The organism is Thermomicrobiales bacterium (assembly GCA_023954495.1).
Classification (GTDB): domain Bacteria; phylum Chloroflexota; class Chloroflexia; order Thermomicrobiales; family CFX8; genus JAMLIA01.
The window spans coordinates 25,688-37,100 of sequence record JAMLIA010000010.1 but is presented as its reverse complement, the minus strand read 5'-3'; the positions used below and the strand labels follow the sequence as shown (position 1 = coordinate 37,100).

Here is an 11,413-nt window from a genome sequence, read left to right as displayed (position 1 = left end):
ATCTAGCTGGTCGCGGGCGATCTGTTCAATCGTGGGCAGCGACTGTCGCGCTGGGCGACTGACAGGTAACGCGCTGATTTTCCAGCGCGTTCATGCGCTACGCTCCAGTCGGCTGACTCGCGAAGCCGAGCCTTTGCGACGTGGCTGGTCTGGATCGTGATAGAGCAGCCCAACGATCGAGATGGTCAACGAACATCATGTTGTTGACCCGCCGTGGACGCGCGTTCAGCGGAGCAGGTCGTTCGGGGATTGGAGGCGACTCAGTCTCGACCGGCGTCCAGCTTGTCGTCTGCTGCGTACGGTTCATGGCAGACGCTCCACGACGCGGAGCTTCGCGCTGCGCGAGCGCGGGTTAGCGGCGATTTCATCGGCGCTCGGCTTGATCGCCTTGCCGACGAGGCGGACGGTCGGTACTCGGCCGCAGACGCAGACCGGCACATCCCGCGGACAGATGCAGCCGCGCGCTGCATCGGCAAAGGCACGCTTCACGATCCGGTCTTCAAGCGAGTGAAACGTGATGACAGCCATGCGGCCGCCGGTCGCCAGCAGGTCGATACCGGCCTGAACGCCGCTCTCGACCTCATCAAGCTCGTCGTTCACTGCAATGCGGAGCGCCTGAAATGTCTTCGTGGCTGGGTGAATGCGCGTGCCGGGCCGTCGGCCGATCGTGCGCTCGACCAACCCGGCCAGCGCTGCAGTTGTCTCAATAGGCCCTCGCTCACGCTCGGCGACGATCGCCCGCACAATCCGACGCGCCTTCGACTCCTCGCCGTACTCGAACAGAATCCGCACCAGCTCGGCCTCGTCGGCTGTCGCGATCAGCTCGGCGGCACTCGCGCCGCGCGTCGGGTCGAAACGCATATCCAGCGGCCCATCGGACTGAAAGCTGAACCCGCGATCCGCCCGATCCAGCTGCATCGACGACACGCCGAGGTCGAGCAAGATGCCATCGACCGACGCGAATCCGAGACGGTTGGCGATTGCGGCTGCCTCACTATGTGAGCCAGGCACGAACGTGAAGACATCCGGGAAATCCGCTGCAAGGGCATCGGCGAACGGTGCAACATCCGGGTCGCGGTCGATCCCGATAACGCGCCCGGCATCTCCGACGCACTCAGCAATCCGCCGCGCGTGACCGCCCGCGCCGAACGTGCCATCGATGTAGACGCCGTCGCTCCGAATGGCGAGCGCATCGACAGCTTCGTCAGCGAGCACGCTGATGTGACTCTGCGTCACAGGTTCAGACGGCAAGAAACACTCGCCCGCCCCAGCCGCACCCGGCTGGATCGTGTCAGGATCAAGGTCGTACACATTCATGCTTCTTTGTCGCGTCCCGCCTGCAACGAGACCGCGACGCAGTACTTAGACGAGCGCCGCCAACCGCTCAGCGATCGACGCCCCATCGCGCTCGACCAGCTCGTCCTGCCCGGCCCATTCGTCGGGCGACCAAATCTCAAGAAACGTGTGCATGCCCGCGACAACCGCCTCGCGCTCCAGCCCGGCATGGTCTCGTAGCTCAGACGGAATCAGGATCCGACCTTGCCGATCGAGCTGGGCGTCGACCGCGTTCGCAAACAGCATGCGGCGTAGAACTCTGCCATCCGGGTCGCCAATCGACAATGCAGAAACACGTTCGGCGAGCGGAATCCAGGCAGCCATCGGATAGACCAGCAGGCAGCGGTCGAAACCGCGCGTCAGGACGACACCGTCCTGCAACTGGTCGCGGTACTTGGCGGGCAACGCCAGTCGCCCCTTATCATCGAGATTGTGCTGGTGACGTCCGAGAAACACCGGTCGCCTGCCTCATCCCGTCACGTACCGAATCGTCCAACGCCAGGGTGGAAGTTATCCACAAACCACCCCACTTATCCCCACTTTCCCCCACAGTTGTCCACAGTATGACACGAACGGGGTGTACGTACAAGATCCAGCCCCGCTTTTGCCCTCGCGGCGGCGCTCGTCGCTGACGACCCCGGCTTTCGTTCGTGCGCTCGGCGTCGGGCAATCCCGAGACGGCGATCGAACCACACAGGCCTCGCATCTTCGACTTACGGATTCCGCGTACGTACGCATATTTGCTTCACTTGTATAGAACATATGTTCTGTTACAATGAGCATTGAAAGGAGTTGCACATGTTTCTTGGCTGGTATGACCCTGACAAGAAGAAGACGATGCAGGAGAAGATCGCAGCTGCGGCGCGACGCTATGAGCGCAAGCGCGGGCAACTACCGGCAATTGCGCTGGTTAATCCGTCGCAGCTCGTGGATATTGAAGAGATGGATGTCCGACCGGCAGCGCACGTCGCGGTCAACACGATCTATGTTGGAGCCGCTGAAGACGCCGAACTGGAGCGCTCACCCACTCAGGAAGCGGCCTGATTGCGCTGAAACCGTCGCCGGACGCGCGCTACTCCGCTGCCACCTGCGGCTCGATAACCGCCACAGTCGCGCCTGGCTGGACCGTCTCCCCGGCCTGCACGCCGATTTCGGTCACGACGCCCGACTGATGGGCCGTGATCTCGTTCTCCATCTTCATCGCCTCAATGACGCAGATGAGCTGTCCACGCTCGACCGTTGCGCCCGGCTCGACCGCGACAGACAGCACCGTGCCCTGAATTGGGCTACGCAGCGCATTGCCGGTCGGCGCGACAACCGCGCCGCCGCCCGAGCTGCGCCGTGCTGGCTGCCGCGCCGCGCGACCACCTGCAGCGACACTCAGTCCCTCCGGCAGGCGCACGCGATAGCTCGCGCCGTTCACCTCGACCGTCAGTACCGCGCCGTCCTGCTCGACCGGCTCCGGCATCTGGAACGGTGCCAGCCGCGCCGCCAGACCCGACTGCTCCAGCGAGCGCGTGTTGTAGTCGCCGTCGGCGAACCACGGCGTCCGGATCAGCGAACGAAAGAGCGGGATCGTCGTCGCGACGCCTTCGACCTGAAAATCCTCTAGCGCCCGACCCAGCCGCGAGAGCGCCTCGTCGCGGTCGCGCCCCCAGACGATCAGCTTGGCGATCAGCGAATCGAAGCGCGGGTCGATCTCGCCGCCCTCGTCGAAGCCAGTATCGACGCGAACGCCAAACCCATCTGGCCGCCGGAACGCTCTCAATGGTCCGGGCGTCGGCTTGAAATCAGCCGCCGGGTCTTCGGCGTTGATCCGACACTCGATCGCGTGGCCCCACAGCGTCGGTGCGGCGGCGAACGACAGTGGCTTGCCGGCCGCCACTCGCAACTGCTCGCGCACAAGGTCAATGCCGGTGACCTGTTCAGTCACTGGATGCTCAACCTGAATGCGGGTATTCATCTCAAGAAAGAAGTACTCGCCGTCCTGCGCCAGGAACTCAAGCGTCCCTGCGCCAACGTAATCAACTGCCCGAGCCAGCCCCTCGGCCGTCTGATTCATCGCCGCGCGCATCGCCGCGTCGATTGCCGGTGATGGGCTCTCCTCAACCAGCTTCTGATGTCGCCGCTGTATCGAGCAATCGCGCTCACCCAGCCCGACAACATTCCCGTGCGCATCGGCCATCACCTGAATCTCGATATGGCGCGGATGATCGAAGTAGCGCTCGGCGTAGACAGCGGGATTGCTGAAGTAGCGCTGCGCTTCACCGCTCGCACCATTCCAGGCATCCTTGACCTCGTCCGCAGACCAGGCGACGCGGAAGCCGCGACCGCCACCGCCGGCCGTCGCCTTCATCGCGATCGGGTAGCCGATCTCATCGCCGAACGCGCGCGCCCCGGCAGCATCGACCTCGCCGTCGGTCCCCGGCACGACCGGCACGCCAGCCGCCAGCGCAGCCTCACGCGCTCGCACCTTGTCGCCCATCGTCGAAATCGCCGACGGCGCTGGACCGACGAACACAAACCCGGCATCGGCACAGGCTTGCGCGAACCCGGCGTTCTCAGCCAGAAAGCCATAGCCGGGATGGATCGCGTCCGCGCCAGTCGCGGTCGCAGCGCGGAGGATGGCGTCAATGTCGAGATACGGCAGCGGGTGCGTCGAATCGAGCGTAACGGCCTCATCGGCGTAGCGCGCATGACGCGGATCGCCCTCGCCGGACGATACGACCGCCACGCTGGCCAGTCGCTCCTCACGGCAAGCCCGCATCACCCGAATCGCAATCTCGCCCCGATTCGCCACCAGCACCTTGCGCATGGACCTCACCCCCCGGCCCCCTCTCCTCGGAGGAGAAGGGGTGTCAAGTTTCATGTTAGCTAGTCGCCAATACGAACAATGGCAATTGCAGTATCTCAATTCTCAATCTCCCCCTCTCCCCACGGGAGAGGGGGCGGGGGGGGTGAGGTCAGCCCCACTCCCCATCGCCGCGCCAGTCGCAGGCCACACGCCCCGACCGCGCCCACGCGGAAACATCCGGCTCGTCATCATCAGCCTCGGCAGTTAGGCGCGCGAGGATGGCGACGATGGCGGCGACGACCTCTTCGGACAATTCGCCGTCGTGCGGGTCGCGGCTCACAGCGGGATGTTCCCGTGTTTGCGCTTCGGGCGATCCTCGCGCTTGTTGCGCAGCATCTCCAGCGCACGGATGAGTTGGCGGCGCGTCTCGCGCGGCGGGATGACGGCCTCGATGTATCCTCGTCCGGCTGCCTGCCACGGACTGGCGAACTGCTCGCGATAGGCAGCGATCAGCTCGCGCTCCTTCGCAGCGGGGTCGTCAGCCGCGGCGATCTCGCGGCGTGAGATCAGACGGACGGCTGCCTCAGAGCCCATGACGGCGATTTCCGCAGTCGGCCAGGCGACGCTGAAGTCGGAGCGGATCGAGCGCGAGTTCATGACGACGTAGGCACCGCCGTACGCTTTGCGCGTGATGACCGTCAGCTTCGGCACCGTCGCTTCGCAATATGCGTAGAGCAGCTTCGAGCCGTGCCGGATGATGCCGCTGTGCTCCTGATTGACGCCCGGCAGGAAGCCAGGGACGTCCTCGAACGTCACCAGCGGGATGTTGAATGCATCACAGAAGCGCACGAATCGCGCGGCCTTCTCCGACGCGTCGATGTCGAGCGTCCCGGCCAGCACCCGCGGCTGGTTCGCCACAATCCCGACCGGCGAGCCATTCAGCCGAGCAAAGCCGATCAGGATGTTGCCGGCCCAGAGCGGCTGCACTTCCAGGAACTCGCCATCGTCGACGACCAGTTGGATGACATCGTGCATGTCATATGGCTTGGTCGACTCTTCCGGGACGATCGAATCAAGCTCCGGCGACTCACGCTCGGGATCGTCGCTCGGCGCGTAGGTCGGTAGTCGATCGAGGTTGTTCGACGGCAGGTACGACAGCACCGCCCGGACGAGGTCGAACGTGTCAGCCTCATCGTGTCCCACGAAATGCGCGACGCCGGAGACTGAGTTGTGCGTCATCGCGCCGCCCAGCTGCTCGTGGGTGACGTCCTCGCCGGTAACGGTCTTGATGACATCAGGACCGGTGATGAACATCTGCGAGATGTCCTGCACCATGAAGACGAAGTCGGTCATGGCCGGGGAATAGACCGCGCCGCCTGCGCACGGCCCGGCGATGATCGAGAGTTGCGGCACGACGCCGCTGGCCTGTACGTTGCGCCAGAAGACCTCGCCGTACCCGGCCAGCCCCTCAACGCCCTCCTGAATGCGCGCCCCGGCCGAATCGTTAATGCCGATGATCGGGCAGCCGATCTTCAGCGCCAGATCCATGATCTTGACCATCTTCTCGGCAAACGCTTCACCGAGCGAGCCACCAAAGACGGTGAAATCCTGCGAGAACACGGCGACATCGCGGCCGTCGATCTTGCCGACGCCGGTGATGACGCCATCGCCGTACGGCCGACGCTCCTGCATGCCGAAGTAGGTCGAGCGATGCTGGACGAAGGCGTCATATTCAACGAACGAATCTGGATCGAGCAACTGCTCGACGCGCTCGCGCGCCGACAGCTTGCCGCGCCCTGCCTGCTTTTCGGCAGCGGTCGCGCTCTGGCGCTCCAGCTCGTCGTGCCGCTCGATGTACTGTCCGGCTCGCGAAGGAGAGCCGGTTTCTTCCGGTGTTTGCACCACGCTGACTACTCCCCGGTCCCGCTGAGATCAACAGTCCAGAGTCTAGCAGCCATCGTCAGCGCGTAGCGTCTCTCCGCTGTGCGGCCAGCGACCAGAGCCAGATCGCCGTGCCCAGCACAATCAGCCCAGCGGCCCAGATCGCCAGGCTCGTAGCGCCTTCGGCGACGGTGATGTAGTCGCTCGAACTGTGCGAGGAGTTCGGGGTGCTCCATGAGTGCGGGTCGTCGTTCATGAACAGGACGAGGAACGCTGAGACGCCGATGACGAAGAGCCAGATCGGAATCAGCACCACCGGCCACTCCGGCGAGGTATCGGTGACGCGCAACGACGCGATTGCCGCAGCAATGAGCAGGCCGCCGGGGATCAGCAGCACCAGACTCACACCGGAGAACGCAATCACCGACCCGGCGATGCCCAACGCGCCGCTTCCAAGCCAGATCGCCGCTCGCATCGTCGAGCGATCCAGACGCAGCGCACTCAGCGCAAGGACAAACGGCAAGACGAAGGTGAGCAGGAACGCGACATTGCCCAGACCGAACGCCTCCGGCGAACCATCAAGCAGCATCCGCAGCGAACCCAGCCCGCCACCGGCCAGTATCCCGATCAACGCTCCGGCACGCCCGAGCGACACGCCGTCATCGGAGTTGCGAGTCAGTGTCTCAGCCATTGCAGCACTCCCTTCCGCTCGATCGTACTCCGCATGACCAGGAAGCGCCGCGCCGGCAGGCCGCTCACCAGCCGCGCTGAGCAACCTCCTCAGCCCCAAGGCGGCGCAGCAGAACCTGCCATTCCGCCGGGTTTTCGGGGTGCCACTCGAACACGGCGCGCTCGAAGTACTGCGTCAACACCGTGTCGCCGTCGGCATTGGTTTCGAGCATCGGCTCAGTCAGCGGATAGCCGAAGAGCGCCAGCGACTCGCGGAACGAAACGCCCGCGTCGCCGAGATCCAGCCCGTGGCCAGACCAGTACGCCCAGAATCGTTCGTCAATCGCATGGCCAGTGGCCGGCTGATAGTGTGGTGCGCTCGGATCAGCTTGCGGCAGATCGCGCCAGTCGCGCCCCTGACTCACCAGCAGCTCCGCGCCGAGCCGACCCAGCAGCACCTCGTACGGCGTGCCCACGTTCTCGGCATGCCACTCAAATCGCTGGCGCTCGAAGAACTGCGCCGGACGCCCGTCGCCCTCGTTGAGCGCCTGAGTGAACTCGTCGGTCAGTGGATGCCCAAACACCGGCAACCCACCGTTTGCCTCCCAGAAGTCGCGGAACCCCCAGCCGACACCGTGCCCGGTTTCGGGATGCCAGGTCACGTTCGGGTTTGACGGTGACTCGGCTCGCGGTGCAGTCGGAAGCAGTTGCCGCAGGGGAAATGCGTGCACCTCACGCATATCGTCGCCGATCACCATGTCCGAGACAACCGTCCGATCCTGCAATGCGAACCAGGTCGGCGCTCCCGGCGCATCGAAGCGGCTCCAGTTCACCAGATCGACACCTACAACGCCACGACCGCGCTGCGCCCAGAAAACGTACTGCGCGTCTGCGCTCAGCCAACTCGCATCGCTCTCGCCGAGCGCCACGACCGAGCCGTCCGTCGCCGACCAGGAGACGATCGCGCCGGTCTTCGCTTCGCGATAGATGACTTCATCCCCGGACACGGCAATGTCGGAGACAAGCACACCAACAGAGACGACCACCGGACTGCTCTCGCTGACCAGCATCGTGTACACCGTCGACGAGCCTGCCACCAACGGCGGCGCTGGCCCGTCGTTGACACTCCAGACAAGGCGCTGGCCGTCGAACATCAGGTTCGAGAGATGCACGACGCCGCTCGGGTCGTTGAGTTCGTCCGGCAGGACAGCCAGCAGAACCGGCTCCGCACCAGCCACGAGATCACGCAACATCAGCCGCCACTCGCCATCATGCTGCTCAACATAGACGAGCCGACCGGCGCGATAGACGAGCCCGCCAATCGGCAGCGTCACATCACCCTGCGCCGCGTCGATCTTCGTCACAACACCGCTGCGCAGATCTTTGCTGAGAATACGCAGGCAGAGATGGGCAGCACAGCCATCCGCCCACGTCGTCAGCTCACGCCAGACCACAACGCCGTCATCAATTCCGATGATGCCCGCACTCCCCGGCCCGGTCGCGACCGAAACAAACTGGCGATCCGCGAGGCGCGCGCCGAAGATGGCGCTGGGGCCGTGCAAATCGTCCGTCGCCGGCTGCGTCCAGATCACCCACTCACCGTCCGTCGCGTACCCCGAACCTGCGGACTTGATCGTTGTGATCCACGTACCGAACGTCGGAGCAATCAGCACATCGCTGACACGCGCGGCGCGCAGCAGCCCCGGCTGATCAGCGCCGAAGATGTCAGCGTCAGGTTGTTGCCAGATGAGCACACCATTGGCAACATCCGGCCGCAGGTTGAAGGTGTGGGACGTGTCAATATCCACCGCTGCATTCGCCGCGAGGTCAAATCCTTTGAGATCAACCTGTCCCGCTTGCGGCGCTTCCCAGATAGCAACCTCGCCGTCGAGCGTCGGATGCCGCCCCTGACCGATGACTCGGCTGGCACTGCTGGCAACGTCGATGAGCGTGATATCGAGAAACGTGCCGGCCACGATGAGCCGGTCGCCATCGAGATCGAAGCCGGTCGGATTGCCCGGCTCGTCGAATGCAACCGTGGCAGACGCCTCACCGAAGCGCTTTGTCAGAATGCGGTAGTTCGGGTAGGCATTCGGGTCGGGAACTTCCGGCTCGTAGCACTCCATCCAGACAACGCGGTCGCCGCTCACCACCGGCGCAAACCGCTGGTAGCAGCTCTCGCCGTTCGTCGTCGCCACAATCTCAGCCGGACTCATCGAAGCGATGTCACGCATCCAGACCGTATCGGTCGTCGCCCAGACCACCAGATTGCCGGAGATGGAAGGTTGATACAGCGCGCCCAGCACGACATCGTTGGCAACAACGAACTCACGCCCGCTCGCCAGATCGCGCCCGACAATCGCAGCGCGGCAGACAGGGCACTCACGAGTTGGCCGATTCTCCAGCCAGACAACCACCCCGCGATCGATCGACGGCCAGCCGCGTGCATTCAGCGACTCAGTCAGCAGTACCGGCTCGCCGCCGTCCACCCGCCGCGCCCAGAGCCGCGCCGATGCCTCGAACGCTGTACCGCTGCCCTCAACCCAGACCAGCCACTCGCCATCAGTCCGCGCCATCATCCCCGACGCCGCAACAACCTCGCCGGCCTCAGCCGATGCCACACCGCCAAAGCCAACCGTCGGCAACATAGCCGTGCACAGCAGCACAGCGCTCAAGACCCCAACGACAACCCGCCGCGCGCTCACCCCTGCACCTCCACCCCACTAATCCACGATGTCCAACATCATAGATCAACAATTGCTTGCATTTACAAAAACACCCCCTCTCCCAACGTTGGGAGAGGGGGCCGGGTGCCCTTTGGGCGGTGTTGAGGGCCACTTGCGCCACTACCCCACAAGTTGCTCCAGTCGATCCACGTAACTGGCAAGAATATCGAACGCAGCCTGAATTGGCGCGGGCGTGCTCATGTCGATGCCGGCCAGCTTCAGCGCCTCGACCGGATACGCACCGTCGCCGGTCTTGAGGAACTCGATGTAGCGCGCGGCTGCCTCCGGTCCGCCCTCGCGCACCTGCTGCGCGAGCTGAGCAGCCGCAGCGATACCGGTCGCGTACTGGAAGACGTAGAAGTTCGCAAAGAGATGCGGGAACCGTGCCCAGGTGATGCCAGAGCGCGGCCGGTCGAGCACGACGGCATCGCCGTATGCCTGCGCGTATAGGTCCGCCATCAGGTCGATCATGCCGTCTGCCGTCAGCGCCTCGCCGTTTTCAACCAGCGTGTGCGTCTCCAGCTCGAACTTCGCCAGAATCGGCATCGTGAACAGGTAGCGCAGGTTGTTGCCCATGCGCTCCTCGATCACGGTTGTCAGGAAGTGCGGGTCGTCGACGGTCTCCAGCAGATGCGCGCCCATCAGCGCCTGATTCATGTTGGACGCCACTTCGGCGACGAACATGCTGTAGTTGGCATAGGCGAGCGGCTGCGTCTCCCAGGTGTAGTAGGAGTGCAGCGAGTGGCCCAGCTCGTGAATCAGCGTCGACACGCTGCCCAGATCGTCGTGCCAGCTCATCATGATGAATGGGTGATGGCCGGGCATACCGGTCGAGAACGCGCCGCCGACCTTGCCGGCATTCACGGCGTAATCGACCCAGCGGCACTCGATGCCCTGCTGGACCTGACGAACGTACTCCTCGCCGAGCGGCGCGACCGCCGCGCTGACGATGTCGATGCCCTCGTTGAACGTGATCTTGCGCTGCGGTGGCGCGCCGACCGGCTGCAATGGCGACTCCGAAATGTCCCAGACGTGCGCCTGCTCGACACCGAGCAGCTTCGCCCGCACCTTGAAGTAGCGCTGCCAGGTCGGGAAGTTCTTCCAGACCGTATCCAGCAGATTGTGGAAGACCTCCAGCGGGATGGCGTTCGGTGACAGCGACGCCTCCAGCGCAGTGTCGTAGTTCCGCACCCGCGCCATCATCACCGCCTGCTTGACCGCGCCGGAGTAGTTGGCGGCAAACGTGTTCTTCATCGACAGGTAGGCGTCGGCGGATGTCTCCCAGGCAGCCTGGCGGATCTTCCGGTCGGCGTTGTGGATGAATGAGTCGAGGTTGCCCTGACCGAGCTCGACCGTCTCACCAGTTCCGATATCGATTGACCCGAGCTTGAGATCAGCTTCAGCGAGCGCCATGCGCACCGACGAGAAGACGGAGAGCGGTTCGCTCGCCATCGCCAGCACCTGCTCGACCTCAGCCGAGCGGACGTGATCACGCCGCCGTCCAAGCTTGTCGAAGTAGTGCGTATACGGTTTCAGGTTGTCGTCCGTCGCAACCCATGACGCCAGCGTCTCGGGATCGATTGCCAGAATCTCTGGCTCGACGAACGCTGCCGCCGCCTCAACGCGCGCGAACATGCCGTCGGCGCGATCACCGAGTGCGAGCGAGGCCGGATTGGTCGCGTCCTCGGCAACACGCATGTGCGCGTACAGCTCCAGTTCCCAGGCTGCCTTCATCAGGTCCTCAAGGCGCTGGATCGCCGCATACAACGTCGCAGCTGATTCGCCGAGCCGATCGCGGAACTCATCCAGTTCGCCGAGACGGCTTGCCAGAGCGTTGAATGCAGCTTCCCAGTCGGACGGAGTGGCGAAGATACTCTCGACATCCCATGTCTGCTCGGGTGCTACCTCGGATCGTTTCGGCAGGGTCGAGTTGGGCATGATTCCTCCGTCTTACTGATTGCCCGCTCCTGCCAACCGCATCTACGTGTCGGAGCGGGAATTGGCATAT

At 64.1% G+C, this 11,413-nt stretch carries 9 protein-coding genes; 1 reads left to right on the top strand and 8 read right to left on the bottom strand.

Annotated features, from left to right (window positions below; all coding sequences use genetic code 11):
• Positions 1-303: 303 nt before the first annotated feature.
• A complete protein-coding gene (rsmH, locus tag M9890_03460) occupies positions 304-1,251 on the bottom strand; it encodes a 16S rRNA (cytosine(1402)-N(4))-methyltransferase RsmH (GenBank protein MCO5176020.1) in 948 nt (315 codons plus the stop codon).
• 111 nt (positions 1,252-1,362) lie between these two features.
• A complete protein-coding gene (gene mraZ / locus M9890_03455) occupies positions 1,363-1,791 on the bottom strand; it encodes a division/cell wall cluster transcriptional repressor MraZ (GenBank protein MCO5176019.1) in 429 nt (142 codons plus the stop codon).
• Between the two features lie 342 nt (positions 1,792-2,133).
• Here mraZ and M9890_03450 point away from each other — a divergent pair, with 342 nt between their 5' ends.
• The gene (locus M9890_03450; protein MCO5176018.1) at positions 2,134-2,379 is read left to right on the top strand and encodes a hypothetical protein; all 246 of its coding nucleotides are present in this window, start codon (positions 2,134-2,136) and stop codon (positions 2,377-2,379) included.
• Positions 2,380-2,407: 28 nt separating this feature from the next.
• Here the strand turns inward: M9890_03450 and M9890_03445 are convergent, their stop codons facing one another.
• The 6 genes from M9890_03445 to pepF form a co-directional block, all read right to left on the bottom strand.
• Positions 2,408-4,150 carry a carbamoyl phosphate synthase gene (locus M9890_03445; protein ID MCO5176017.1) on the bottom strand — a complete coding sequence of 581 codons (1,743 nt, stop codon included), beginning with the start codon at positions 4,148-4,150 and terminating at the stop codon, positions 2,408-2,410.
• 148 nt (positions 4,151-4,298) lie between these two features.
• Positions 4,299-4,469: a hypothetical protein gene (locus M9890_03440; protein ID MCO5176016.1), complete on the bottom strand. Its 171-nt coding sequence runs from the start codon at positions 4,467-4,469 to the stop codon at positions 4,299-4,301.
• Positions 4,466-6,034, bottom strand: coding sequence for an acyl-CoA carboxylase subunit beta (locus M9890_03435; GenBank protein ID MCO5176015.1), 1,569 nt, complete (start codon positions 6,032-6,034; stop codon positions 4,466-4,468). The genes M9890_03440 and M9890_03435 overlap by 4 nt, the downstream gene beginning before the upstream one ends.
• 55 nt (positions 6,035-6,089) lie before the next feature.
• Positions 6,090-6,701, bottom strand: coding sequence for a hypothetical protein (locus M9890_03430; GenBank protein MCO5176014.1), 612 nt, complete (start codon positions 6,699-6,701; stop codon positions 6,090-6,092).
• Positions 6,702-6,765: 64 nt separating this feature from the next.
• Positions 6,766-9,384 (bottom strand): hypothetical protein, encoded by a 2,619-nt coding sequence (locus M9890_03425; protein ID MCO5176013.1) that lies wholly within the window; start codon positions 9,382-9,384, stop codon positions 6,766-6,768.
• A gap of 141 nt (positions 9,385-9,525) precedes the next feature.
• Positions 9,526-11,343, bottom strand: a complete 1,818-nt coding sequence (gene pepF, locus M9890_03420) for an oligoendopeptidase F (protein MCO5176012.1) — start codon at positions 11,341-11,343, stop codon at positions 9,526-9,528.
• Positions 11,344-11,413 lie beyond the last annotated feature (70 nt).

Bases quoted from the DNA above. Each gene is read 5' to 3' on its own strand.
- pepF (MCO5176012.1), bottom strand. From the start codon at position 11,343: ATGCCCAACTCGACCCTGCCGAAACGATCCGAGGTAGCACCCGAGCAG.
- M9890_03450 (MCO5176018.1), top strand. From the start codon at position 2,134: ATGTTTCTTGGCTGGTATGACCCTGACAAGAAGAAGACGATGCAGGAG.
- M9890_03445 (MCO5176017.1), bottom strand. From the start codon at position 4,150: ATGCGCAAGGTGCTGGTGGCGAATCGGGGCGAGATTGCGATTCGGGTG.
- M9890_03430 (MCO5176014.1), bottom strand. From the start codon at position 6,701: ATGGCTGAGACACTGACTCGCAACTCCGATGACGGCGTGTCGCTCGGG.